The sequence below is a fragment of the Kaistia terrae genome, from assembly GCF_026344005.1.
Lineage (GTDB): Bacteria > Pseudomonadota > Alphaproteobacteria > Rhizobiales > Kaistiaceae > Kaistia > Kaistia terrae.
Genome location: NZ_JAPKNH010000001.1, coordinates 127,164 through 153,104, shown reverse-complemented (window position 1 = coordinate 153,104; position 25,941 = coordinate 127,164). Strand labels below are relative to the sequence as shown.

Here is a 25,941-nt window from a genome sequence, read left to right as displayed (position 1 = left end):
TGAGGAAAGGCGCTGAACCCCTGGGAGGAGGAAGCATGAAGCACTTTACGAAGGCACTGCTCGGAGCCGCTGCCATTGTGGCCCTGATGGCCGGCCCGTCGGTCGCAGCCGAAAAGGCCGAAGTCATCCATTGGTGGACCTCCGGCGGCGAGTCCGCTGCCGTGAAGGTGTTCGCCGATCAGTTCAACGCAGCGGGCGGCGAGTGGGTCGACGCGGCCATCGCCAGCGGCGAAGCAGCACGTGCTGCCGGCATCAACCGCATCGTTGGCGGCAATCCGCCGACCGCCATGCAGTTCAACACCGGCAAGCAGTTCGAAGATCTCGTCGCCCAGGGCTTGCTCAACAACCTTGACGACGTCGCCAAGGCCGATGGCTGGGACAAGTTCCTTTCGCCGGTTCTCGTGAAGGCAGTGACCCGTGACGGCCATTACTTCGCCGTTCCCGTGAACATCCACTCGAACAACTGGCTCTGGTACAACACGGCCCTGCTCGAAGCGAACAAGATCGAGCCGCCGAAGACCTGGGACGAGCTGTTCGCCGCCATGGACAAGCTGAAGGCAGCCGGCGTCATTCCGATGGCGCAGTCGGGCGATGCCTGGACGCAGGTCCTGCTGTTCAACGACGTCCTGCTCGGCGTCGGCGGCCGCGACCTCTACATGAAGGTCTATGGCGACAACAACGCCGAGGCGGTCAAGTCGCCCGAGTTCGCCAAGGTCGTCGAAACCTTCGGCAAGCTGCGTGAATATGGCGATGCCGGCCAGCAGGGCCGCCAGTGGAATCAGGCTACCGGCCTCGTTGTCACCGGCAAGGCCGGCTTCAACTTCATGGGCGACTGGGCCAAGGGCGAAGTCATCGCCGCCGGCCTGACCCCCGGCAAGGAAATCGGCTGCGTTCCGGGTATCGGCAACCAGGTCTACTGGGTTGGCGGCGACGTGTTCGTCTTCCCGAAGACCGACAATGCCGACGCCCTGAAGGCCCAGGCACTGTTGGCTCACACCATGCTGACGCCGGAGACCCAGGTCGCCTTCAACGCGAAGAAGGGCTCCGTCCCGGTTCGCGGCGATGTCGACACCTCCAAGCTCGACGCCTGCGCCCAGGCCGGCTTGAAGCTGCTCGGCACCGAGAACGGTTCCGTTCCCGGCTTCGACTTCCTGCAGACGCCGGACTCGATCGGCTCGATCCAGGACATCATCGGCCAGTTCTGGACGACGCCGTCGCAGGCGCCGGCCGACCTGCAGGCGAAGTTCGCCGACATCATCGCCTCTGAGTAACAGGACAGCGACCCGGCCGGATTTCCGGCCGGGTTTCCTCCTCGGTCTGGCGCCACCGTCGCGGTGAGCCGGTCCACGGCGGCTCATAGCCGCCTGGCAATCGGAGTGCGTTACCTTGAAACCACGATTTCTACGCTTCTGGATGGCCCAGGTGGCGCTCCTGCCCGCTTGGCTGATCGTGATCTTCGCTTATATCGGAACGATTATCTGGACCATCCAGATCTCGTTCACGAGTTCGAAGGTCTTCCCCGTCTCCAACTATGTCGGCTTCTCGCAATATACGCGGCTGTTCGGCTCGGAGCGCTGGATCATATCGGTCCAGAACCTCGCCATATTCGGCCTGATCTTCATCGTCGGCTGCCTGATCCTCGGCTTCCTGCTCGCGGTGTTCCTGGACCAGCGGATCCGCGCCGAGAGCGTCTTCCGCACGATTTTCCTCTATCCCTACGCCCTGTCGTTCATCGTGACCGGCCTTGTGTGGCAGTGGACACTGAACCCGACGCTCGGCGTCCAGCAGACCGTGCGCAACTGGGGCTGGGAGAGCTTCACCTTCGACTGGCTGTCGCGCGGCGACCGGGCGATCTATGTCATCGCGCTCGCCGGCATGTGGCAGGCCTCGGGGCTCGTCATGGCGATCCTTTTGGCAGGTCTTCGCGGCGTCGACGGCGAACTCTGGAAGGCGGCCAAGGTCGACGGTATCCCGACCTGGCGCGTCTATGTCCACATCGTCATCCCGATCCTGACGCCGATGTTCGTGACGGCGACGGTGCTGCTCGCGACCGCCGTTGTGAAGGTCTATGACCTCGTGGTGGCGCTGACCAATGGTGGCCCGGGCATATCGACCGAGGTGCCGGCCAAGTTCGTCATCGAATATCTGTTCCAGCGCCAGAATCTCGGCCTCGCCACCGCCGCCTCGACCGTCATGATGATCACGGTCCTCTGCGTCCTGGCGCCCTGGCTCTACGTGCAATACTTCCGCAAGCCGAGGAGCGCGCACTGATCATGGCTTCTCTCACCGCAAACGGGCATATCGAGCCTTCGGGCCCCCGCCCGAAGCGCATCGGCCCCGGCCGCTACGGCGTCTATGCCTTTCTCATCATCTCGGCGCTGTTCTTCCTGATCCCGCTCTATGTGATGATCGTGACATCGCTGAAGCCGATGGACGAAATCCGGCTCGGCAATCTGTTTGCCCTGCCCGGCTCGCCAAGCTTCGATGCCTGGGTCAAGGCATGGTCGCAGGCCTGCACAGGCCTCAACTGCAACGGCATCCATGTCGGCATGCTGAACTCGATCAAGATCCTGGTGCCGAGCGTCCTGCTCTCCATCGCGGTCGGATCGGTAACGGGCTACGCGCTCTCCTTCTGGCGGCCCAAGGGCGCCAACATCCTGTTCGCCGTGCTGCTGCTCGGCGCGTTCATCCCCTACCAGGTCTTCCTCTATCCCCTGGTGCGCATCCTCTCGATGGTGTCGCTCTACAATTCGATCCCCGGCGTCGTGTTCGTTCACACGATCTTCGGCCTGCCGCTGATGACGCTGCTGTTCCGCAATTTCTATGCGGGCATCCCGATCGACCTGTTCAAGGCGGCGCGCGTCGACGGCGGCGGGTTCTGGGCGATCTTCATCCGGCTGATGCTGCCGCTCTCGACGCCGATCATCGTCGTCGCCGCGATCCTGCAGATCACCGGCATCTGGAACGACTTCCTGTTCGGCCTGATCTTTGCCGGCCGCGAGAACTTCCCGATGACGGTTCAGCTGAACAATGTCGTCAATTCGAGCTTCGGAGAGAAGGAGTACAACGTGAACATGGCAGCGACCATCCTGACGGCGCTCGTACCGCTCTTCGTTTATTTCGTGTCCGGGCGCTGGTTCGTTCGCGGCATCGCTTCCGGCGCCGTGAAGGGGTGATCCATGGCCACTGTTTCCATTCGTGACCTCGAAATCGAATTCGGCAACCTCAAGGTTCTGAAGACACTCGACCTGGAGATCGAGCAGGGTGAGTTCATCGTCCTGCTCGGGCCCTCCGGCTGCGGCAAGTCGACGTTGCTCAACGCCGTCGCCGGCCTGCTCGACGTTTCCGCCGGCCAGATCTGGATCGGCGGCAAGAACGTCACCTGGGAAGAGCCGAAGGACCGCGGCATCGGCATGGTGTTCCAGTCCTACGCGCTCTATCCACGCATGACGGTGGAGGGAAACCTCTCCTTCGGCCTGAAGATGGCCAAGGTGCCGAAGGACGAGATCGACAAGCGAGTAGCGCGCGCCGCCAAGATCCTGCAGATCGAGCCGCTCTTGAAACGCCGGCCAGCCGAGCTTTCGGGCGGCCAGCGCCAGCGTGTCGCCATCGGCCGCGCCTTGGTGCGCGACGTCGACGTCTTCCTGTTCGACGAGCCGCTCTCCAACCTCGACGCCAAGCTGCGCACGGAGTTGCGCGTCGAACTGAAGCGCCTGCACCAAGAGCTTGGCTCGACCATGATCTATGTCACCCACGACCAGATCGAGGCGCTGACGCTGGCCGACCGCGTCGCCGTGATGAATGGTGGTGTGATCCAGCAGCTCGCTTCGCCGAAGGAGATCTATCGCCGGCCGATCAGCCGGTTTGTCGCCGGCTTCGTCGGCTCGCCCTCGATGAACTTCATCGAAGGCAACCTGTCGGTCTCGGATGGCAAGGCCGCCTTCAAGCTGCCGGACGGTCATCTCGTCGACATGACCGGCTACGAATTCGAGACGCCGCCCGAGCATGGTCGCCCGGCGACGCTCGGCGTCCGGCCGGAGCAGGTCGACCTCGAACATCGCGAGCCCGGCGCCAGCGTATTGCCGGTCAAGCTGACCCTGCTGGAGCCGATGGGCGCCGACAGTCTGGTCTGGGGCGAACTCGCCGGAAAGACCTTCTCGGTGCGCATCGATGGCGATGCGCATGTCGAGACACCGTCCTCCGTCGATGCCTTTTTCCTGCCCGCTCAGGCGTCGATCTTCGATCTGTCAACGGGCGCGCGCCTCTGATTCTCGTTTCTACCGCCTGCGGTTCAAGGCACTTTTCCTACGAACGGTTTCCAGAAAGACATCCCCATGTCGAAGCACAAGATCTCGTTTCAGCTCTATTCCGCCCGCAATTTCCCCCCGCTCGAGACCATTCTCGAGGGTCTGGCCAAGATCGGCTATGACGCCGTCGAACCCTATTATCCGCTCTATGGCGATGACGCCGCCGGCTACCGGGCCAAGGTCGACGCCGTCGGCCTCGTGACCCCCACCTTCCACGCCCCCCTTGATGGCGTCGTCGGCGAGACCAGCCGCTTTATCGACATCGCCAAGACCATTGGCGCTGAAACGATCGTCATCCCCTATCTCGTCGCCGAGCAGCGCCCGACCGACGTGGATGGCTGGAAGAAGCTGCATGAGAGCTTCGCTGTCGCAGCCGAAAAGGCGAAGACCGCCGGTCTTGGCCTCGGCTACCACAACCACGACTTCGAATATGCGACGCTGGCCGACGGCTCGCGCCCGATCGACCATCTGATTGGCAATGGCGTCACCTCCGAGCTCGATCTCGGCTGGGTCGCCCGCGCCGGCCAGGATGTTGCCGCCGAGATCGACAAGCTCGCCAACGACACCATCGCCTTCCACATCAAGGACCTCGCCCCCGCCGGCACGACCGTCGATGACGGCTGGACCAATGTCGGCGACGGCGTCGTCGACTGGAAGGCGCTGTGGCCGCATATCCAGAACGCCAAGAAGGCCAACATTCTCGTCGCCGAGCACGATAATCCCTCGGACTGGAAGCTGTTCGCCGAGCGTTCCTACGCGGCCATCAAGGCCCTTGTTTCCTGAAAGGCTTCCCCGACATGACCAAGGTTCACAAGATCGGCCTGATCGGCGCCGGCAATATCTCGGCTGCCTATCTGAAGCTGGCGCCGCTGTTTCCCGGCACCAAGATTGTCGCGGTCGCCGACATCGTGGCCGACGCCGCCAAGGCGCGCGCCGACCAGTTCGGCGTCAGCGCACTGACCATCGACGCGTTGCTCAAGGATTCCGAGATCGACACGGTCATCAACCTGACCATCCCGTCGGCGCATTACGAAGTCTCGAATTCGATCCTCTCGGCCGGCAAGCACGCCTATTCGGAAAAGCCGTTCGCGCTTTCCGTCGAGGACGGCAAGAAGCTGGTGGCGCAGGCCGACGCGCGCGGCCTGAAGCTTGGCAGCGCGCCAGACACTTTCCTCGGCGGAGCGGGCCAGACGGCGCGCTTGCTGCTCGATGAAGGCAAGATCGGCCGCGTCATCGCCGGCACCATGCATGTGATGAGCCGCGGCATGGAAATGTGGCACCCCAATCCGGGCTTCTTCTTCCAGCCCGGCGGCGGCCCGATCCTCGATCTCGGCCCCTATTACATCGCGGCGCTGATCAACCTGCTCGGGCCGATCCGCACCGTGACCGCCGTGGCGACCAAGGGCTTCGAAGACCGACTGGTCACCGCCGAAGGTCCGCTCAAGGGCAAGACCGTGCCGGTCGGAACCCCGACGACGATCAACGCCATCCTCCACTTCGTCTCCGGCGCGCAGGTCACGCTGACCGCGAGCTGGGATGTATGGAAGAACGGCCACGTCAATCCGATCGAGCTTTATGGCTCGGAAGGCACGATGCTGGTGCCCGACCCGAACTTCTTCGGCGGCACCGTCCGCTACTCCAAGGAGAAGGGCGACTATATCGAGGTCGACACCTCGGGAGCGCCGTTCGGCAAGGCCAATTGGGAAGACGGCAAGCATGCCAACTACCGCATGCTCGGCGTGGCGGATCTGCTCGACGCTGCCGATCACAACCGCGAGCCGCGCTGCTCGGGCCGCGTCGCCCTGCATGCGCTCGACGCGATGGTCTCGATCCTCGACGCGGCGGCGCAGGAAAAGGTGATCACGCTTTCGACCACCACGGATCGCCCCGCGCCGTTGACCCAGGCCGACGCCGACCGCTTCACCGCGGCGCGCTGATCGGAGCGCCGTCAGCGCTTCTCAAAAACAAGAAGGCGCCGCGACACGTCGCGGCCCCTTTCGCATTCCAGGGCGCTTCACGGCGCGGCGAGCTTCTCGACGTCGGGAAGCTTCCACGTCTTGTCGAACAGCGGCTTCTCCGGACCATAAAGGCGGAAAAGCAGCTCGAACTGGCGGTTCGGATCCGTGGGCACCCAATTCGCCTCCCTACCTGCCGGGGCCTTGGGGCCGAAATAGACCTCGACCGAGCCATCGGCGTTATGCGTCACCCCGTTGGTGATCGACGCGACACTGGCGCGGTCGAGATTGCGCACCAGCGCGTGGGTCTCGCGGTCATAGACGGTCACGGACCAGTATTGCTTGACCGGCGCATCGGCCGGCACCGTCAGCCGATAGGAAGCGGCGCCGTCAAAGGCGTTGCCGTCCTTGTCCTTGTTGGTCATCAGGTAGAACTGCGCGGTGCCGAGCCGCTTGATGCCGGTGAAGCCGAGCGTGTAGGTCACGCCCCGCGCATCGACCGGGTAGGTATCCGGATCCGCATAGCCGTTCTGCACCGCCTTGGCGAAATCGGCGCGCGCTGCGGGAAACCAGCGGATTCCTTCATTGATTACCGGAAAGCCGGCATCATACTGCGCCGACAGCCAGGCCTGCGCGTCGCGAGCGCCCACGTCCAGCGCCGCCTCGGCCTTGGCGTCCGGCTGATACGCCTTGCCCTTCTCGATGCCGAGCGTGCGCAATGGGTCGATCATCGCGCGGTCGCGCTGCAGCCAGGGCTCCGTCTGGACGACACGGTCGAGATTCCTGAAGAAGCTCGCGTCATAGCGGATCGTAGAATCGAACAGAGTGCCCGAGGCGTCGGCGAAATGCGTCGGGGACGGATTGTCCGCCTTGGCCAGCGGATAGACCTTGACCTGCTTGCCATAGGCGACCGACTTGGCGATATCCGCCTCGCCATGACTGGCGAGATTGGAGCGCAGCAGCGCGAAGCCGGTGAACGTATCCGACGGCAGGGCGATATAGCCCTCCGGCACCTTTTCCGAGTAGCCCGGCGGCAGGATCAGATACTTGCCGCCCTTGCCAGCATCCGCGCCCTCGGGGCCGACATCCTCAAGCGGCATCTGCCAGGCATTGACGATATTGCCGGCGAAGGAGCCGCCGGTGGCTGGCGGAACCTCGATGACGATCGGGCCATCCTTCACATTCCAGAACGACATGAAGTAGATAGAATCCGGATTGGGCGTCAGCGTCTGGTTCTTCCAGTCGGCCGGACGGGACCAGAAGACGACGTCGTTCTGCTTCGCGGATGTCTTGTCGAGCATCTCCTGAAGCATCAGGTCAGCGTTGACCGCCGGCATGCCCCAGATCACGGCCTCAGTGGCGCGACCTTCGAGCAGACGCTTTTCAAAGCCATCCGCCGGGGGGGCCTGGGCGACAGCGCTCGTCCCCAGAAGGCCGGATAGGAGCAGAACGGCGAGACAACGCTTCATCGACATTTCCTCTCTCGTGCGGAAAGCCTGACCGCTTCGCGGAAACGCTAAAGCGCTCTAAGCCGTTGCATTTACAAAGAGACTTCTTCGGAACCAGCTTCCGTTCTGCTTGTCCCTATTTTCGTTCACCCTCACCGCGCAGCAGAGCGAACCGCGCGCACGACGGCAGATGCCAGCCGCCCGCGCAGCAGCCTACACCGGTCCTTTGGTTTTCCAAATCGACAGCGGTAGATATGGCGCGCCCGCCGCTTGCGCCGGCGGAGCTTGCCTCAGTCCGGCGCCCCGGCCAGTACCGCGCGCTGCTCGGGCGGCAGGTTCAGCAGTGCTTCGAAGGTGCGCGACTGCACCTGCTCCTGCATCGCGCCGACTTCGATGCGGATATTGCGCAAATTGGCGTCGATGGCAGCCTTGTCGGGCGTCGGCGCGGCAACGAGATTGTTCAGCTCCCGCCGCAGCGCCTTCAACCGGTCGAGCCGGACCAGGATGTCCGGCTTCAAACTGTCCAGCTGTCTCTCGATGCTTTCGATCGAATCCGGCGACAGCCGATCCTTCAACCAGCGCAATTCGGTGCGGATGACGCGCGGGCTCTTGTCCTCCGAGCCATGCCGGAAGCGGACCAGATCCGTCACGGTCGCGCCGACGAAGAAGGCGTTGACGGCCAGCGAGACAACCAGCAAGCCCCAGAGAAGTGCGCGCCGGGTCTTGGGTTCGATCTTGAAAGCCATCAAAAATCTGCCTCTGACGGTCCGAAGACCAACGTATCCAGTTGCACCACGTCAATCCTCGGCTGTTCGACATCGGCCGGCATCAGTTCGGCAAAAACGCTGCCAAGCGCTGCCGAAACCACCATCACGGCGGCGAGCGCCGCGATCCGCCGGCGCCAGTGGATCACCTTCGATCCCGTCGCCACGAGCAGCTTCTTGGTAATCCGCTCGACAGAGCCGCTTTCCGCGATCCGCTGGTCGATCAGTTTTGCCGCCCGTGTCAGCCTCGCGGCTTCCGCCACGGAGCGGTCGCGGTACTGGCGGAAATCGCGATCGGCGAGCAGCGCTTCCCGCGCCCGGCGGACGAGCATCATGTCCGGCCAGAGCGCCAGATCCGGGCCCCATCGATCGATGGCGTCATGCAGGTTGGCCGGACCATTCGCCAGCTCGAAACGTCCCTCTCCGGATGGCTTGGTCATGATCGTCTTCCTTCCTGCCGTTCGTCCCCGTCCTTGCTGACAAGCAGGCTTCGAAGCCGGCGCCTGGCGCGGGCGAGGAGCGATTCATAGGCGTGCTCGCCGATCCCCATGATGTCCGCCCCCTCGGCCTGGCCAAGTTCCTGGAAGTGGGCAAGCACGATGGCGGTTCGCTGCCGTTCCGACAGCTGGTCGAGCGCCGCCTGCACAACGCGCCCCTCATCCATCTGCGACAGATGCCGTTCCGGGGTCGGGCTCTCATCCTCGAGAATATCGTCCATGCCGTCGATATCGACATGCGGACGCCGGCGGCGCAGCCGGTCGATGGCGATGCGGTAGGCGACCTGATGCAGGAAGGTGCCGATGCGTGCATTCGGCTCCCAGCCCTCGGCCTGCTTCCAGAGCCGGAGCAGCGCCTCCTGCACGACTTCCTCGGCCTCCGACAGATCCGAAAGCACGGAGGCAACAAAGCGCGTCAGCTTGGGCGCCTCGGCGCCGATCAGCCGTGCAAACGCGCCTTCCTCTCCGTCGGCCACCGCCTGCATGAGCGCATGGTCGGCGCGGATCGCCCTGTCATCACCCGGATCATCCAATCCAGCCACTATCTGCGTCTGACCTTTCGGATCCTCGTCGCCGGCGATTTCGCCGAACTTGCCGCCAAGGATCAAACGATAGCGTATCGCTACCGCCGTGGCAGCCTTGAGGCGAGTCTCGTCGGGTTGTAGCAAAGCCACGACAATCTTTCCCTATTCCGCGGCGATGGCGATCGGGCGCGGCAGCGGTTCCACCTCGGGCGACTTGCCCTCGCGTCGAAGAGCTTCCTTCGCCTCGACTTCGGCGAGCTCGCGCGCCAGACGCTGTTCCTCGGCAATACGCGGCTTGGAGAAGCCGGCCAGCAGCAGGAACGAGACCGGCGTGAGGAATAGCGTCGCCAGCGCCGAGACGCCGAGACCGCCGACCATGATCCAGCCCAGCGCCGCGCGCGCTTCCGAACCGGCACCGCCGGTCAGGATCAGCGGCAGGCCGCCCAAGACCGTCGCGATCATCGTCATCAGCACCGGCCGAAGCCGGATCAGACAGGCGTTGCGGATCGAATCCCGGACCGACTGCCCCTCGTCCCGCAGCTGGTTGGCGAATTCGACGATCAGAATGCCGTTCTTCGCCATCAGTCCGACCAGCATGACAAGCCCGATCTGGGTGTAGATGTTGAGCGAGCCGCCGGAGAGCAGAATGGCGTAGACGCCTGCCGCGATGCCGAAGGGCACCGTGGTGAACAGGATTGCCGCCGAGACGAAGCTCTCGAACTGCGCCGCCATCACCAGAAGGATGATGATCACGGCGAACATGAAGGTCTGCAGGATACCGCTCGACGTCTCGTTGAGGGTCGCCGCCTCGCCCGTCAGCACGATGTTCATGCCGGCCGGCAATTGCTTGGCTGCTTCCTCGTTCAGGATATCCATCGCGGAGCCGAGATCGACGCCGGGGCTGAGCGTCGCCGTGATCGGTACGGCGCGCCGCAGCGACTGGCGCGCCAGCGTCGGCGATGTCGCGCCTTCGCTGACCGAGATCACCGAGGAGAGCGGCACCATCGCGCCGCCGCCCGTGCGGACCTGCACGTTCATCAGGTCGCTCGGCGTGACGATCATGCCATCCGGAGCCAGCGCCGTGATGTCGATCTGGTCGTCGCCGATGTAGAAATTGCCCATGTCCGCGCCGGCCAGCAGCGTCGAGACAATGGTGCCGATGTCGGCGACCGAGATGCCGAGATCGGCGGCGCGATCACGATCGATATCGACAGAAAGCTGCGGCTGGTTGAGATCGAAATTGAGCTGGACGTTGGAGAAGGCCGGATTGGCGCCAAGCGTGTCGATCAGTTGCAGGGCTGCTTTGCTGATGCTGTCATATTCGACGCCTGTCACGGCGAAGGTCAGGCCCTGACCGCCGCCACGAATGCCGAGGCTATTGCCTTGACGCAGATTGATCACCGCGCCGGGGATGGAGCGCAGCTTCTGGCTCAGTTCGGCGCTGATCTCGGCCTGGCTGCGCGAGCGCTCGCCCCAGGGCGCCAGGGTAATCATCATGAAGCCATTGCTGGGGCTGCCCCAGTTGCCGGCGATCGAGAAGATATTGGTCGCCTCGCCCGATTTCAGCAGCGGATCGACGGCGCGCGTCACCAGCGCCATCTGGCCCTGCGTATAATCGACCGTCGAGCCCTGCGGCGTGTTCATGGCGATCATGACGGCGCCGCGATCTTCCTGCGGCGTCAGCTGCACAGGCAGCATTTCGAACGCCAGCACCGCGCCACCGGCGAACACCACGCTGATCAGAACGATGACGGCGGGCGCCTTAAGGCAGAAATCGAGCACGCGCTCATAGAGACGCTGGCCGAAACCGCCAATCGCGTTCATGGCGCGCTTCAGCGGATTTCGGCTCTGGCCATGTCCGAGATCCGTCTCGCCGAGAAGGCGGGACGCCATCATCGGCGCCAGCGTCAGAGCGACGAAGCCGGACAGAGTGACGGCGAAAGCCAGCACGAAGCCAAACTCGGAGAACAGGCGACCGGCCGTGCCCTTGAAGAAGGAGATCGGGACGAACACGGCGACGAGGGTCGCGGTGGTGGAGATGACGGCGAAGAACACCTGCTTGGCGCCAAGCACGGCAGCGGCGCGCGCGCCCATGCCTTCGGCACGGCGGCGGGTGATGTTTTCGAGCACGACGATGGCGTCATCCACCACCATGCCAGTCGCCAGAACCAGCGCCAGCAGCGTCAGGATGTTGAGCGAAAAGCCCATCAAATACATGGCCGCGATCGTGCCGAGCAGCGAAACAGGCACGGTGACGGCCGGAATCAGCGTCGACTTGAGCGAGCCGAGGAAGAGGTAGATCACGCCGATGACGATGATGATCGCCAGCACCAGGCTGCGCTCGACTTCCTCGAAAGAACCGGAGATGAAATCGGCATCGTCCGACGTGACGCGGACAGAGACGTCCTTCGGCAACGTCGTGGCCAGTTCCGTGATCGCCTTGCGCACCGCGGTAGAGATTTCCAGCGTATTGGAGCTGGCCTGACGGACGATGCCGAGGCCGACGCCGACACGGCCATTCACCTGCACGCTGGAGGATTTCACCGCAGGGCCGAACACGACATCGGCGACGTCGCCGACGCGCGTATCGCCCTGGACGCGGATCGCCTTGACGTCGTCGGCGTTCTTCACGCTGGCGTCGGCCCGCACAAACATGTTGCGGTTGGTGTCCTTCAGATTGCCGGCCGGCACGTCGAGCGCGACGGTGGCAAGCGCCGTCTTCAGATCCGCCACGGTCAACCCGAACGAGGCGAGCCGCATCGGATCGATATAGATGCTGATACTGGGGGAGCGGTCGCCGTTGATCTGGACGTCGGCGACGCCGTCGACGGCCTTCAGCCGATCGACGATGACGTCATTGACCATCTTGGTCAGGTCTTCGATCTTCTGCGTCGGCGAGGTGACGGCGAGGCGCATAATGGCGTCGCCATTGGTATCCGCCTTGGCAATCGTCGGCGGATCGGCGTCGTCAGGCAGATTGCGCTGAGCGTTGCCGACCGCGTCGCGAAGATCATTGGCGGCGACGTTGATGTCGACCGAGTCCGAGAACTGCACCGTCACACGGCTGCGGCCACTGGTCGATTGCGACTGGATATCGGTCCAGCCGGTGACACCGGCGGCCGCCTTCTCGATGATGCTGGTGATCTCCTTGTCCATCGTATCCGGCGTGGCGCCGGTATAGGTGGTGGTGATCGTGACGACCGGCTGGTCGATATTGGGCAGTTCGCGGATCTCGACGCCGCGATAGGCAGCGAGACCGGCAATGATGATCAGCAGATTGACGACGATCGCCAGAACGGGACGTCGAACGGAAAGCGCGGAAACGCCACCCGGCACCGCGCCCTCCTTCGGCATTGGATCGTGCGTGTCCTGCGGAGCCGGCTCCATGCCGGACGGATCGCGTGAATTATTGGGGCCCTCGGTACGCATCGTCAGCTCCCCGCTTCGGTAGCAGGCGCTTTCGCGCCGACCGCGGCGGCGGCGAACTCTGCGACCTTCGCGCCCTCGCGAAGACGCTGCAGGCCTTCGACAACGACCTTGTCACCCGCCTTCAGATCGCCCGAGACGAGCACGCGCCCGCTCTGGCGCTCCAGCACCGTGATCGGCATGCGCTTGGCGATGTCGTCAACAACCGTCCAGATATAGGAGCCGGCGCGGTCCCACTGAATTGAAAGCGCTGAAATCGCCATCCGCGTCTGGCCCTCGAAGCCGAGCGAAACGACAACCGACATGCCCGGTTTGACACCGATCGCGTTGGCGGCTTCAGCATCGAGCGACGCTTCGACCTTGAGCGTGCGCGCCGTTGCGTCGATGCGGGTATCGATCGATGTGACCTTGCCGTTGATCGTCGCGTCGGGCCGGCTTGCCGCCGTCGCCGTGACAGCCTGGCCTTCTGCAACGCGGCCGGCATAACGCTCGGGAACCACGAACGAGACCAGCAGCGTCGAGACATCGTCGAGCGTGGTCACCACGGTGGACGAGGTGACGAAATCACCGACCGCGAGATCGCTCAGGCCGACGACGCCGTCAAAGGGAGCGGTAATGGTCCGGCGATCGAGTGCGATCTGCGCGCCGAGCACGGCGATCTGCGCCTTGCGCTCGACCGATTGCGCATCCTCGAGCGCCGAGAGCGCGAGATTGCGACTGGCCGAGAGCTTCTGGGCGCGATCGAGCGCCGACTGGGCGTCCTTGAGGGCGACATTGGCGAGATCCAGCGCCACGCGCTGATCGGCCTCGTCGAGATGAATAAGCGCCTGATCCTTGACGACCTTGTCGCCCGCCTTGAACATCACCTCGGTGACGATCGCGGATACCTGCGGATAGATCCGGATCGAGCGCGGCACTTTCACCGTGCCGACGGAACGCACCTGGTCGCTCTCGACCTCGCTGCCGACCGCCTCGGTCACCACCAGCGTCGGGCCGCCGCCGCCCGTTCGTCCGCCGCCCGGACCACCAGACGCAGTTGCCCCGCCGCCCAACGAATCGCGATGCTGAAAGGCATACCAGCCCCCCGCCGCGAGAATGACGACGACAGCGCACAGAAGTAACTGTTTCCAAAGCGGCATAATGAGTCCGGTCAATGAGGCTCGTTTCCACCTTCAACGTGCTGCAGCGCCAGATCCGTCGCTGCGGTACAAAAAAAGAATCGCCGCGCCGGCGACGGTCGCCGGTCCATCCCCGCCCTGGCGAACATGACATCCGTCATCGCGCCTCCCACCGAGACGACGATCACCCGCTGGCTGCCAGCCGGGCACAGGATGGAAGTGAGCCGGCTCCACGGCCAACATTTCCTCAATCCTCACTTTACGCCTGCTATTTCGCTTTTTCATGGCATCGACCGCCACCTCCCGCAGGGGAATGAACGCCTTGAAGGCGGTTGTTGCGGCCGGAATAGGCAGGAGTGTCGGTCGCCATCGGTGGTGATCAGAATGATCATCCTCGCCCCCGCGAAGCGGCTGCATTTGGGGACTTTACTCAAGCCCCCGGATCGTGGACGGTAGGCATGGAGGAATGATCCTGCTGACGGGATTGTCGGCCGTCTCGACGGCTGCGCCCGTTTGCGTTTCCATGTTGGAGGTTTGATTAATGGCAAGTCTGACGTTGCGCGAAGTCCAGAAGTCGTTTGGTGAAGTACCCATCATCCGCGGCGTCGATCTCGAAGTGAAGGACGGCGAGTTCTGCGTCTTCGTCGGCCCGTCGGGTTGTGGCAAGTCGACGCTTCTGCGTCTGATCGCCGGACTCGAAGGCACGACGGACGGCACCGTCCGTATCGGCGATCGCGACGTAACCCGCCTGGCGCCTGCCGAACGCGGCGTTTCGATGGTGTTCCAGTCTTACGCCCTCTACCCCCACATGACCGTCGCCGAGAACATCGGCTTCGGCATGAAGATGGCGAAGATGCCGAAGCCCGAGATCCAGGCGCGCACCGAAAAGGCCGCCAAGATGCTGCATCTGACGGAGCTGCTGCAGCGCCGTCCGGCCCAGCTCTCCGGTGGTCAGCGCCAGCGCGTTGCCATCGGCCGCGCCATCGTGCGCGAACCGGACGTGTTCCTGTTCGACGAGCCGCTGTCGAACCTCGACGCCGCGCTGCGCGTGCAGATGCGCATCGAGATCTCGAAGCTGCACAATGATCTCAAGGCGACGATGATCTACGTCACCCACGATCAGGTCGAAGCCATGACCATGGCTGACAAGATCGTCGTGCTCAGCGCCGGCCGCATCGAGCAGGTCGGTTCTCCGCTCGAGCTCTATCACCGCCCGAACAACATCTTCGTCGCCACCTTCATCGGCAGCCCGAAGATGAACCTGTTCAAGGTCAACGTCACGGAAGTGACGGGCGGCTCGGCCATCGTCGCCCTCCCCGGCGGTTCGACGCTGGCGGTACCGACGCGCGGCGCCACGATCACCCCCGGCCCGATGACCCTCGGCGTTCGCCCGGAGCATCTCACGATCTCCCCGGGCGACACCGGCGGCATCCCCGGCACCGTATCGCTGTCCGAGCATCTGGGCGGCGAGACCATGCTCTATATCGACGTTGACGGCGACGAGCCGACCGTCGTCAAGGCCGATGGCCTTGCCGGCGAGCGTTCGGGCGACAAGGTCCGCATCATCGTGGCTCCCGAGACGGTCCACCTGTTCGACAAGACGGGCAAGGCAATCGTTAACGGCTCGCTGATCTAGCGACACCTCCGGAGGGCTCGCCTTCCGGGACGTCTCATGCGCGTTCGCTGCCTGGCAGCGTGTGAAGCCCGGGAGGTTCGCCTTCCGGGCTTTTTCGTGCCGAAACGGCTCAATCCGGCCGCTCCCTGTCGCGAATCCCACCCAAATCCTCATCACGACAGCCGTCAAAATGACCGCCAAACGGCCGCAACGCGTCGATTCGGTTGAACTCTGGAAAACAAGACTTTAAAGAGAAGGTATTAATGACCACTCGAACTGCGCTCGATTCCTGCGCGTGGCTCGGGCGGGGTTAAACGAGGGACGCCATGCGCCTGACCCAACAGACCAGCTATTCGATCCGCATCCTGCTCTATTGCGCCGCCAATCCGGGCAGCAATAGCCGGATCAAGGATATCGCATCCACCTACAGCATCTCCGAGCTGCATCTCTTCAAGATCATGCACGTCCTCGTCGAGAGCGGATTCGTCGAGACCATTCGCGGCCGCAATGGCGGCATCCGGCTTGCCCGACCCGCCATCGAGATTTCGATCGGCGACGTCGTGCGGGCGACCGAGAGCAATTTCTTCCTCACCGACTGCTTCGACACGACCAATCGCGATTGCCCGCTGGTCGATTCGTGCGGCGTGAACAAGATTCTGAGCGAAGCGCTCCAGGCCTTCTTCGCCGTTCTCGACAGCTACACGATCGCCGACGTCGCAAAGGATCGCGGCCAGTTGCGCGGCCTGCTCGATCTCGGCATCGAGGCAATGCACCCGATTGCCACCGCCTCGTTCGCCGCTCAGCCCTCCTGAGCGGCGCCGCTGCGCAATTTATAGTTGACTTTCAGCATCATATTTTAATACCTGCACATGTGGCGACGCTCTGAGATGGCTCGCCAGCTTCCTTCGGATGACGGGGTGGAACATGGCAGTTTCGAGTGGCGGCAAGCGCGCCGGTCTTCTGCGCGGCGCGACAGGCGCGGCGTTGGTTCTGATGGCAACGGCCTCCGCCGCACAGGCGCAGGACGCGCCCCGGACCATCTCCATTGAGCTCAACGGTGCCGAGGCCAACAACAAGGCCTGCCGCCTCAGCTTCGTCATCGACAACGGCCTCGAGGCCAATATCGACGACATGGCGCTGGAGCTTGTGCTGTTCGAGCAGGACGGCCGGGTGAACCGCTTCGTCGTCGTCCGCACCGCCAAGGTGCCCGCCGGCAAGAGCCGCGTCCGCCAGTTCGACATCCCCGAAACAGCCTGCCCGTCGATCGCTCGCATCCTCGTCAACGACGTCAAGGAATGCACCGGCGCCGGCCTCACGCCAGGCTCCTGTGCCGAGAGCATCAAGGTCGCAACGCGCACCGACATGCGCTTCGAGAATTGATCCCGGCAGTAGTCCCGGCTTGATACGACGAGGGTAGATTCATGGTTCGGCGCGCTTCCTGGGTTGGGGCACTTGTCCTGTCGATCGCAGCACACGGCGCCGTCGTGGCAGCGTTCACGCCGGACCCCAATCAAGCGATCGAAGCCGGCAGCGGTGCGGGAAGCTCGATCGAAGGGTCGATCGACGCGACGCTGGGATCCGACGTCGCCATCGAAAATCTCGCCAGCGAAGAGCTCAAGACGGCGCTCGACACCGAGATTGCCCCGGCCGTCGAGCCGACCGAACTGGCCGCCCTCGCCCCCTCGCTCACCGAAACCGAACCGACGCAACCGACGCAACCGACCGAGACCGCCGTTGCGCCGGCCGAGACGCAAGCCGTCGAGGCCCCGGCTGTTTCGGAGTTGGCAGAGACCCAGCCGAGCGCCATCGCCCCGGCGCTGGCCGCCGATATCTCGGCGACGCCCATCGAGAGCGACCTCCCCGCCGCGCCCTCGACCGAGTTGTCGGAGATCGTCCCGACCGAGACACTGACCGCCGTCGCACCGACCGTCAGCGCCACGCCGGAGACGCTGCCCGCCGCCACCTCGGCAGCCGAGGCGACGCCGGTCGAGCGCCCGATCGAAAAGCCGATGCAGACCGCGGTGCTGACGGCGATCAAGCCGGTGGAAACGCCCGCTCCCCAGGAGATCGTTCCGGAAGAGCTGGTTCCCCTGCCCGAGGCCAAGCCGGTCGAGGTGACGCCTGTCGAAAAGCAGGAAGAAACCAAGCCCGTCGAGGCGCTGCGCGAAGCGCCCAGGCCGGTTGAGAAGAAGCTTGCCGAGAAGGCCGAGCCGACCCGCAAGCCGGCGCGCGAAAAGGCCGAGAAGGCTGAAAAGAAGCAGAAGGCCCAGGCGCCGCGCCGAGGCGATGCCGAGGCAGACAGCGATCGCGGCGCTTCGGTTGCCAGCCGTGACTCCAAGGCCCGCGACAATGGCATCGGACGCTCGCGCGAGTCCGGCTTCGGCGCCGCCGCCAATTCCAACTACCAGGGCAAAGTCCGCGCGAAGATCGTGCGTGCGACCCAGATGCCCAGCAAGGCGCGCCGCCTCGGCATTTCCGGCCGCGCCCATGTCCGCTTCACGATCACGACCTCGGGCGCTGCGAGGAATATCGTTCTGGCGAGCAGCACCGGCAATCCGATGCTCGACGATGCCGCTCTGTCGGCGGTTCGCAAGGCATCGCCCTTCCCGCGCATGCCGGACGGCATGTCGCAGCTCGATCTCAGCGTACCGATCGTCTTCAACGTCCGCTGAGGTTAACCGAGACCGGACCTTGACGACGGGAGGAAGGAAGACCCACACTTCCCTCCGCAACGGAGACGGTCTGATATGGAAACGCGCGACGTTCTCGGCCGGACGAGCCTGTTTGCCGACGTCCTCTCGGACCGGCAGCTCGATGACCTCGCCGCACGAAGCAAGATCTACGACGTCGGCAAGGACCGCATCCTGATGGCGGAAGGCGACTTCGGTGTCTCGATGTTCGTCATCGTCGATGGCAAGGTCGACGTCACGGTCGCCGGCACGCGCCATGCCAATCGCGAGGTCGCCATGCTCGGTCCCGGCGACATTTTCGGCGAGATGTCCCTGATGACCGGCGCGCGCCGCGCCGCGACCGTCACCAGCGTCGAGCCGACCCGCGTCGTCGAAATCACCAAGGTCGCGCTGGAAAACGTGCTGACGCACTCACCGGAACTGGTCGATCGCTTCGGCGCCTTCCTGGCCAAACGCCGGGCGGAGTTGGAAGAGATCGCCGACGACGAGCACGCGACCCGCATCCTCGGCATTCGCACCGACGAAATCGTCGGGGCCATGCGGCGATTGTTCGGGCGCTAGCCGCTTCCAGCCGGCTCTCGGCTAGCAGCCATTGTGCCTTTGGCCCGCGCCGCCGCAGCAGAGGCGGTCATCGCAGGGGTTGGTCGGCGGACGGATATCAGCCGGAATATCGCGAGCTCTCAGGTCATTCACAATGTCGGTGCGGCCATCCTGGGCGCGCAACTTCTCCGGATAAGGCAAGAAGCTGTCGCCATATAGCGGATAGGGCACGACGCCGGTGACACGGATCAGCGTGCCGTCCCAGGTCAAGGGACCTTCGACCGTGCCGCCCTTCTTGATGCGCAAGACTTTGCCCGGGCGATCAAGCGTCACCTGGCGACCGCCGGGCAGCGTGATGACCAACTTTCCTTCGACCAGCACGATGACGGATTCGTTGGGGCCGACGATGGTGTCATAAATGGTGCCACGCACGCCGATGGTCGCCACCGGCGTCTTCAGGTGATAGCTGCGCGGATCCGACGAACCGGAAACGAAGCGGAAGATGCCCTTGGTGGCCCGGAGCGCGATATCGTTCTTCGAGCTGCCCGGATCATAGACAAACCGATCGAGCGTGATGTCGGAGCCCGGGCCGACATTGAGGCTGGTCTCGTCGAGGAACAGAAGCTGCGCGGTGGAATCGACGCCGGTGCGAACCTGCTGATTCTGGATAATGGGATCGCGCACGGCGAGCGGGCGCGCAGCGCCGCGAACAACGCCGTCGACCTTGTTGTGGACGGCGCCGGCGCGGCCGATCGTGGTGTCAGCGGCGGAAGCGCCCCCGGCAGCCAGCGCGGTGAACGCCAGGATAGCCACGGCGGACCTGAAGAAACGGCCGATGCGCATGATGGGCTCCCGGATTGCAAGCCTGCTGAACAGGGGCGGATTTTGACACTCATCGCCCGACAAACCAAGGCCAACCGGCCAGACGGGTGGTGTCGTCGTCCAAAGCACGCTGCTTTTACCAATATCGTGACCAATCTGCACCGTTCGTCCGCAAAGTCGCAACCGATGGTGCATGCCGGTTGCGGCGGCAGGCCCTGGAACTTATCGTTTACCAAGTTTGGCTTATCGGGGAGCGTCCGGGCGTGAGGCGTGGTCTTCTGACGGTTGCACTCGTTGCATTGACCGCCGGCTTGGACGGAACGAGCGCGCATGCGGTGGATCGAGCCGACGCCCTCGCGCTGGCCGAGGCCTACAAGCAGGTCATCGCCGACCCGACCGATACCGCCGCCAACATGGAATATGCCCGCCTCGCGGAAGCCGTCGGCCAACCACGCAAGGCCTTGGCGACCTATGAGCGCGTGTTGTTGCAGAATCCCGACAACGCCGAGGCGCAGGCTGCCCTGGCGCGCATACGCCGCCAGTTGCAGCCGGAAACAACGCTGATCACGCTCGAGACGGGCCTCGGCTACGAGACCAACCCACTGCAGCGCCATGATGACTTCGAAGGCTCGCTGAAGGCCTATGCCGGCGGCCGGATCGAGGACGAACGGCTCTTTGGCGACACGCGCTGGCGCACGCTGCTGACCGGCAACGCCGAATATTTCAGCGATGTTAGCGAGCTCGACTACGGCTATCTCGGCGGCGTCACCGGCCCCCTTGTTCCGGTCGCGACCAATCTGACCGTCAATCCGTTCGCCGGTGGCGGCGTGTCGTTCCTCGACAACGCCTATTACTACTCCGAGGCGATCGCCGGCATGCAGTTCGAAGGCTCCTTGCAGGGGGCCTACCAGTTGCTGCGCGTGCGCGGCGGCTATCGCAGCTTTGGCGACCAGTCTTTCTCGACAGACGGATTCTATGCCGACATCGTCGGGCGCTGGGTGTCGCCGGACGTCCTGGACCAGGGCGACGCCTTCGTCTTCACGCCGCATGGGCGCTGGAGCGATATTGGCGGCCTCAACATCACCAGTGTCAGCTTCGGCCCCGACGACATCAAGCCCGGCGCCTATGTGTCCTGGGGCGCGCGCTTCGAGTATTTCAACAAGGTCGCCGACTGGCTGACGCTGGGCGGCGGCGTCGATGTCACCCAGACGCTCTACACCGACCTGCTGGCGGCGAATGGCGAGAAGCGTGATGACGTGCTGATCGAACCGCTTCTGAGCGCCGTCTTCAACCGCGCGCTCGGCATGCAGACCGATCTGGCCTTCGACTATCGCTTCCAGTGGAACGAGTCGAACGACACCGAGGCCGAATTCGAGAACCACATTTTCACGGCCCGGGTCGTCACGCGCTTCTGAGCGCGGTCGCCTATCGGTTTACCAGGACCAGCGCCAGCGTCATCGCCAGATAGGTCGCCTGATGCGCCAGCTGGTCGAGTCCCATCGCCCACCAATACTGCTTGTCCTTCGGCTCCCAGCCATAGCGGGCGCTGATGTCGTTCTTCAGCCAGTCGATGTGGTAGTGGGCGACGAATTCCAGCGCCAGGATCAGCAGCGCGATCGGCCATATCGTCGGATAGATAAGGAAGACCGGCGCGGAGCCGACCGCGTGAACGCCGGCGTGGATCAGGCCGGCGGGATGGCCGTAAAGTCCCTTGTTGAGGATCTGGTTGGTCGTCTGCAGGAAATAGTCGCAGATGACATGCTTGAGCTGAAACACCGCCAAGGCAGCAATCGGTGCGAGCGTCGGATCGATCAACACTACCTCCGAAATGCCGCCGGCTTCGCTATGTGAGCCGGGCGCTGGTTGAATCTGTCAGAATTGCAGCGAGTGGAATGTGACGTCGGTCACAGGTCGATCGTGATGTGGGGCGATGGTGCTCCTCCGAGCCCGCCCCGCGCGGAAAGTCGCTCCAGCATAACGTGATAGTAGGTGGCAAACCGCGCCGGCGCTGCGGATTTGGCGCGGTAAAGCGCCGTCCTCCAGATCGTCGGATCGAATTCCGGCAATGTCGCGGCGAAGGCGCGCTGCGCCTCCAGGAAGTCGGGCTCCGCATCGGGCGGAACCAGGGTGAAGATGCGATTGTGCCCGCTGCGGCCGCGCACCTGGATGCGGTCGATCTCGACCAGCCCCGCCGATCCAGCCGCCCGCACGGTCGACTCGCCGACGATGGCGCCGAGGCCGTATTCCTTGGTCAGCTGCTCCAGCCGGCTGGCGATATTGACCTCATCGCCGATCGCCGAATAGTCGAAGCGCTGGGCGGTGCCGAGATTGCCGACGCAGCAAGGGCCGGTATTGATGCCGATGCCGATCCGCACCTCCGGCATGGCGCGACCGCGCGCGGCGGCCTCGCTCTGCCAGGTTGCGTTCAATCCCTCCATGGCCGCCATCATCGCCTCGGCCGCGTCCAGCGCGTGACGCGCATGGTCGGGATCGTCGAGCGGCGCGTTCCAGAACGCCATCACGGCGTCGCCCATATATTTGTCGATCGTGCCGCGATGCTTCAGGATGATGTTCGAAAGCGGCGTCATCAATTCGTTGAGGAACCGGGTCAGTTCCGTCGCGGTCATCCCTTCCGCCAAGGTCGTGAAATTGCGGACGTCGCAGAACAGCAGCGTCAGCTCGCGCACTTCGCCGCCGAGCTCAAGCCGCGTCGGATCGGCGATGATCTCGTCGACCACGTCGGGCGACACGTAATACTGGAACGCGCGGCGGATGCCGGCGCGGGCGCGCTCGGCCTGGCGGAAGGTGTAGAGCACGGACCCCAACACCAGCAGCGCGATGGCGAGCGCGGGATAGAACGGATCGAACAGCCACCCGGCCCGGTCAAAGGCGAGAAATCCGCCGACCACGATGCCACCGATTGCCAGCACGCCGAGGATCGCGGCGGCCCCGGCCGAGACATTCGGCAGGATCAGCGCCAGCAGCAGGCCAAGGCCGACAATGCCGGCAATCTCCAGCCCGCTGGCAAAATCCGGCCGGGTCAGCGATCGGCCGGTCAGCACATGCTCGATCACCTGGGCGTGGATCTCGACGCCGGGGACGGCGGAATCGAGCGGCGTGGCACGCAGATCGAGCAGACCCGCCGCCGAGGTGCCGACCAGCACGATCCGCCCCTCCATCAGATGGGCCGGGATGCTGCCATCGAGCACATCCTTGGCGGGAACGAAGCTTTGCGGATCGCTCGGCCGGAAACGCAGCCAGATGCCGCCATCCGCGTCGGTCGGCACGACCAGCGCTCCGATGCGCACATGGTTGAGCCCGGTCTTGCGGCCGAAGGCTTCTTCGCCGCTGGCGTTGGACGCCTTCAGAATATAGGAGCCGGCGTCCTGCGCGACCCGCAGCGCCTCGGCCGCCAGCGACGGCACCAGCGCATCGCCGACCCGCAGCACCAGCGGAACGCGGCGGACGATCTGGTCGCGATCCTGAAGCCAGTTGATCGAGCCGAGCCCCTTCGCCGCCGTGTCGAGCGCCGCGACATTGGCAATCGCGCCGGAAAAATTCGGGATGAACGGACGCGGATCGTCGCCGGCCGTGGCAAAGCCGGCGTTCAGGGGCGGCAGCGGCGAACCGCCGCCAGAGAGCGACAGGCCGAGCACGGATGGGGTCGCCGCCAGGGCCTCGGCGAAGGCGGCGTCATGCGTCGGCGCGTCGCCGATCGAGGCGGCAACCAGCGTCGCCTGCTCCGGCGACAGTCGCTTGATCACCTGTTCCGGCGAGCTCTGGTCGGGCTCGGAGAACAGCACGTCGAAGGCGATCGAGGCCGCCCCCGCCTCCCCCAGCTTTCGGGTCAGCTCGGCCAGAACGGTGCGCGGCCAGGGCCATTGGCCGACCGCTTTCAACGAGGCATCGTCGATATCGACGATGAGGACGGGATGTTCCGGCAGCGCCTCGGCCGGCGCCATGCGCTGGTAGAGGTCGAAGGCGAGCAGGCGTATGGCCTGGACGGGAAACGGATCTGCCACGCGCAAGAGCGCGGCGCCCGCCAGGAACGCTGCGACAGTCAGGAAGTAGACAGGCCTGCCGAAGAATCGCATGAAAATCCGTTCGCGCTCGCGGTCGGGAAGATAGCCGAAGGCGGGCGCGAACGGAAAGCGCTCCGATTAGGCCGCTTCGTCCGCCGGTGGCGCCATCGCGCCCGTCATGATGGCAACGGCGTCCGACATGGTGTGCCGCTTCGGGTTGATCACCGCGATGCGCTTGCCGAGGCGGTGAATATGGATGCGATCGGCCACCTCGAACACGTGTGGCATGTTGTGGCTGATCAGCACGATCGGCAGTCCGCGCTCCTTCAGCCTGAGGATCGTCTCCAGCACTTTTCGCGATTCCTTGACGCCGAGGGCTGCCGTCGGCTCGTCCATGATGACGACCCGGCTGCCGAAGGCGGCGGCGCGCGCCACCGCGACGCCCTGGCGCTGGCCGCCCGATAGCGTCTCGACCGGCTGGTTGATGTTCTGGATCGTCAGAAGGCCGAGTTCGGTCAGTTTCTGCCGCGCCATCTTCTGCATGTAGGTCTTGTCGAGGGTCCGGAACATGCGGCCGAAGAAATCCTCGCGCCGTTTCTCGCGGCCGAGGAACATGTTGTCGGCGATCGACAAGGCGGGCGACAAAGCGAGGTTCTGGTACACCGTCTCGATGCCGAGATTACGCGCCTCGATCGGGCTCTTGAAGGCGACCGGCTCGCCGTTCAGCCAGATCTCGCCATGATCAGGACTGACCGCCCCGGTCAGGGCCTTGATCAGGGTCGACTTGCCGGCGCCATTGTCGCCGATGACGGCGAGAATCTCGTTCGGCATCAGGTCGAAATCGGCATTGTCGAGGGCGACGACGCGGCCATATCGCTTGTTGAGCCCGCGAGCCTGGAGCGCCGGCACGACCATCGTGTCCGGCGCGAGCGCGGCGGCGGGTGCGTATCCCGCAACATGAGTGGTTCCAGCTTCATGGGTCATGATGAAATCTTCCGGATCCACTGGTCGATGGTGACGGCGACGATGATCAGCACGCCGACGGCGAAATCCTGCCAGAGCAGTTCGAGGCCGGAGAGCGCGAGGCCGTTGCGGAACACGCCCACGATCAACGCGCCGACCAGCGTGCCGACGATCGAGCCGCGGCCACCGAACAGGCTGGTGCCGCCGATCACCACGGCGGTGATGGAATCGAGGTTGGCGGTCTGGCCTGCCTGCGGGCTGACGCCGCCGATGCGGCCGATCAGAACCCAGGCGGCGATGGCGCAGATGAAGCCGGCCAGCGCATAGACGCCGATCAGCGTGCGATCGGTGTTGATACCGGCGAGGCGCGCCGCATCCGGATCATCGCCCGAGGCGTAGACGTGGCGGCCGAACGCCGTCTTGTTCAGGACGTACCAGATCACGGCCGCGACGAGGAGCATGACGATCGAGCCGTAGTTCAGCACCCATCCCTTCAGGAAGCCGAGATCGAGCCCCATCCGCGCGAAGAAGTCATAGGGTTTGAAGATCGTGCCGGTCCATTGCAGGAAGGGCGCGCTCTCCTGCATGTCGGCCTGGCGGATCGTCTCGCTCTTCGAATACCAGACATTGAGGGCGCCGAAGATGCTCCAGGTACCGAGCGTCACGATGAAGGGCGGCAGGCGCAGCTTGGTGACGATGAGACCGTTGACGAAGCCGCAGGCGAGACCCGCCAGCAGGCCGAGCGGAAAAGCGATCTCCACCGGCACGCCATAAACGACGGCCGTGCGTCCCATCACCACGGAAGCAAGGATCATGATGACGCCGACGGAGAGGTCGATGCCGGCTGTCAGGATGATCAGCGTCTGAGCGACGCCGAGGATCGCGATGATCGTCACCTGCTGGAGGATCAGAGAAAAATTGAACGGCGCCAGGAATTTGCCCGGCGCGGCGAACGAGAAGATCACGACGCCGATCAACAGGACGATGAAAGGAATACTGGTCGGGTATTGATGCAGGATCTCCTGCAGCCGCCGGATGGGTCCACGGTCCGCATTGTCGAAGCTGGCAACGCCGCCCGGTTCGGCTTCGGCCAACCCACGTTCGGCCGCAGCCGAACCCGTTGCATTGTCACTCATATGGCCAACCTCCCCGGCGCCAATTCGTGAGAGCGCCTGAGGCGCTCCCACCCATTAGGGCAGTTTGGGAGCGCCGGAGCGCTCCCATGTCATGACGCATATCCGGCCGCCCGA

General features: G+C 64.3%; 23 protein-coding genes. 12 read left to right on the top strand and 11 right to left on the bottom strand.

Features of this window, described 5'->3' with window-relative positions; all coding sequences use genetic code 11:
• The first annotated feature begins 35 nt into the window (after positions 1 to 35).
• The 6 genes from OSH12_RS00735 to OSH12_RS00710 all read left to right on the top strand — a co-directional run bounded on the left by OSH12_RS00735 (position 36) and on the right by OSH12_RS00710 (position 6,244).
• Positions 36 to 1,271: an ABC transporter substrate-binding protein gene (locus OSH12_RS00735; protein WP_266341585.1), complete on the top strand. Its 1,236-nt coding sequence runs from the start codon at positions 36 to 38 to the stop codon at positions 1,269 to 1,271.
• Positions 1,272 to 1,386: 115 nt separating this feature from the next.
• Positions 1,387 to 2,271, top strand: coding sequence for a carbohydrate ABC transporter permease (locus OSH12_RS00730; protein ID WP_266341584.1), 885 nt, complete (start codon positions 1,387 to 1,389; stop codon positions 2,269 to 2,271).
• 2 nt (positions 2,272 to 2,273) lie between these two features.
• A complete protein-coding gene (locus tag OSH12_RS00725; protein ID WP_266341583.1) occupies positions 2,274 to 3,176 on the top strand; it encodes a carbohydrate ABC transporter permease in 903 nt (300 codons plus the stop codon).
• A gap of 3 nt (positions 3,177 to 3,179) precedes the next feature.
• Positions 3,180 to 4,268: an ABC transporter ATP-binding protein gene (locus OSH12_RS00720; protein WP_266341582.1), complete on the top strand. Its 1,089-nt coding sequence runs from the start codon at positions 3,180 to 3,182 to the stop codon at positions 4,266 to 4,268.
• 66 nt (positions 4,269 to 4,334) lie between these two features.
• Complete coding sequence (locus tag OSH12_RS00715; protein WP_266341581.1) at positions 4,335 to 5,090, top strand: sugar phosphate isomerase/epimerase family protein; 756 nt, start codon at positions 4,335 to 4,337, stop codon at positions 5,088 to 5,090.
• A gap of 14 nt (positions 5,091 to 5,104) precedes the next feature.
• The gene (locus OSH12_RS00710) at positions 5,105 to 6,244 is read left to right on the top strand and encodes a Gfo/Idh/MocA family protein (protein WP_266341580.1); all 1,140 of its coding nucleotides are present in this window, start codon (positions 5,105 to 5,107) and stop codon (positions 6,242 to 6,244) included.
• A gap of 77 nt (positions 6,245 to 6,321) precedes the next feature.
• Here OSH12_RS00710 and OSH12_RS00705 read toward each other — a convergent pair whose 3' ends face one another.
• The 6 genes from OSH12_RS00705 to OSH12_RS00680 all read right to left on the bottom strand — a co-directional run bounded on the left by OSH12_RS00705 (position 6,322) and on the right by OSH12_RS00680 (position 14,075).
• On the bottom strand, positions 6,322 to 7,731 hold the full coding sequence (locus tag OSH12_RS00705) for a DUF1254 domain-containing protein (RefSeq protein WP_266341579.1): 1,410 nt from the start codon (positions 7,729 to 7,731) through the stop codon (positions 6,322 to 6,324).
• 269 nt (positions 7,732 to 8,000) lie between these two features.
• On the bottom strand, positions 8,001 to 8,456 hold the full coding sequence (locus tag OSH12_RS00700; RefSeq protein WP_266341578.1) for a periplasmic heavy metal sensor: 456 nt from the start codon (positions 8,454 to 8,456) through the stop codon (positions 8,001 to 8,003).
• Positions 8,456 to 8,914: a hypothetical protein gene (locus OSH12_RS00695; protein WP_266341577.1), complete on the bottom strand. Its 459-nt coding sequence runs from the start codon at positions 8,912 to 8,914 to the stop codon at positions 8,456 to 8,458. Before OSH12_RS00695 ends, OSH12_RS00700 begins: the two co-directional genes overlap by 1 nt.
• Entirely contained in the window at positions 8,911 to 9,645 is a 735-nt protein-coding gene (locus OSH12_RS00690; protein ID WP_266341576.1) for a sigma-70 family RNA polymerase sigma factor, read from the bottom strand. Before OSH12_RS00690 ends, OSH12_RS00695 begins: the two co-directional genes overlap by 4 nt.
• A gap of 12 nt (positions 9,646 to 9,657) precedes the next feature.
• On the bottom strand, positions 9,658 to 12,849 hold the full coding sequence (locus tag OSH12_RS00685; RefSeq protein ID WP_266342414.1) for an efflux RND transporter permease subunit: 3,192 nt from the start codon (positions 12,847 to 12,849) through the stop codon (positions 9,658 to 9,660).
• Between the two features lie 77 nt (positions 12,850 to 12,926).
• Positions 12,927 to 14,075, bottom strand: coding sequence for an efflux RND transporter periplasmic adaptor subunit (locus OSH12_RS00680; RefSeq protein WP_266341575.1), 1,149 nt, complete (start codon positions 14,073 to 14,075; stop codon positions 12,927 to 12,929).
• A 505-nt stretch (positions 14,076 to 14,580) separates the two neighbouring features.
• Between OSH12_RS00680 and OSH12_RS00675 the strand changes: the two genes are divergently transcribed.
• The 5 genes from OSH12_RS00675 to OSH12_RS00655 all read left to right on the top strand — a co-directional run bounded on the left by OSH12_RS00675 (position 14,581) and on the right by OSH12_RS00655 (position 18,905).
• On the top strand, positions 14,581 to 15,675 hold the full coding sequence (locus OSH12_RS00675; protein ID WP_266341574.1) for an ABC transporter ATP-binding protein: 1,095 nt from the start codon (positions 14,581 to 14,583) through the stop codon (positions 15,673 to 15,675).
• Between the two features lie 305 nt (positions 15,676 to 15,980).
• Positions 15,981 to 16,466, top strand: coding sequence for an iron-responsive transcriptional regulator RirA (gene rirA / locus OSH12_RS00670; RefSeq protein ID WP_266341573.1), 486 nt, complete (start codon positions 15,981 to 15,983; stop codon positions 16,464 to 16,466).
• A 112-nt stretch (positions 16,467 to 16,578) separates the two neighbouring features.
• Entirely contained in the window at positions 16,579 to 17,034 is a 456-nt protein-coding gene (locus OSH12_RS00665; RefSeq protein WP_266341572.1) for a hypothetical protein, read from the top strand.
• A 41-nt stretch (positions 17,035 to 17,075) separates the two neighbouring features.
• Positions 17,076 to 18,326: an energy transducer TonB gene (locus tag OSH12_RS00660; protein WP_266341571.1), complete on the top strand. Its 1,251-nt coding sequence runs from the start codon at positions 17,076 to 17,078 to the stop codon at positions 18,324 to 18,326.
• Positions 18,327 to 18,401: 75 nt separating this feature from the next.
• A complete protein-coding gene (locus OSH12_RS00655) occupies positions 18,402 to 18,905 on the top strand; it encodes a Crp/Fnr family transcriptional regulator (protein WP_266341570.1) in 504 nt (167 codons plus the stop codon).
• 21 nt (positions 18,906 to 18,926) lie between these two features.
• Here the strand turns inward: OSH12_RS00655 and OSH12_RS00650 are convergent, their stop codons facing one another.
• The gene (locus OSH12_RS00650) at positions 18,927 to 19,727 is read right to left on the bottom strand and encodes a FecR family protein (protein ID WP_266341569.1); all 801 of its coding nucleotides are present in this window, start codon (positions 19,725 to 19,727) and stop codon (positions 18,927 to 18,929) included.
• Positions 19,728 to 20,041: 314 nt separating this feature from the next.
• On the opposite strand from OSH12_RS00650, the gene OSH12_RS00645 reads away from it, so the two are divergent.
• Positions 20,042 to 21,121: a tetratricopeptide repeat protein gene (locus tag OSH12_RS00645; RefSeq protein ID WP_266341568.1), complete on the top strand. Its 1,080-nt coding sequence runs from the start codon at positions 20,042 to 20,044 to the stop codon at positions 21,119 to 21,121.
• 10 nt (positions 21,122 to 21,131) lie between these two features.
• On the opposite strand, the gene OSH12_RS00640 is transcribed toward OSH12_RS00645, so the two are convergent.
• From OSH12_RS00640 to OSH12_RS00625, 4 genes are all read right to left on the bottom strand, one after another.
• A complete protein-coding gene (locus tag OSH12_RS00640) occupies positions 21,132 to 21,521 on the bottom strand; it encodes a DUF3307 domain-containing protein (protein ID WP_266341567.1) in 390 nt (129 codons plus the stop codon).
• Positions 21,522 to 21,610: 89 nt separating this feature from the next.
• Positions 21,611 to 23,800 (bottom strand): CHASE2 domain-containing protein, encoded by a 2,190-nt coding sequence (locus OSH12_RS00635; RefSeq protein ID WP_266341566.1) that lies wholly within the window; start codon positions 23,798 to 23,800, stop codon positions 21,611 to 21,613.
• Between the two features lie 66 nt (positions 23,801 to 23,866).
• Entirely contained in the window at positions 23,867 to 24,643 is a 777-nt protein-coding gene (locus OSH12_RS00630) for an ATP-binding cassette domain-containing protein (RefSeq protein WP_266342413.1), read from the bottom strand.
• A gap of 65 nt (positions 24,644 to 24,708) precedes the next feature.
• Positions 24,709 to 25,827, bottom strand: coding sequence for an ABC transporter permease (locus OSH12_RS00625; RefSeq protein WP_266341565.1), 1,119 nt, complete (start codon positions 25,825 to 25,827; stop codon positions 24,709 to 24,711).
• Positions 25,828 to 25,941 lie beyond the last annotated feature (114 nt).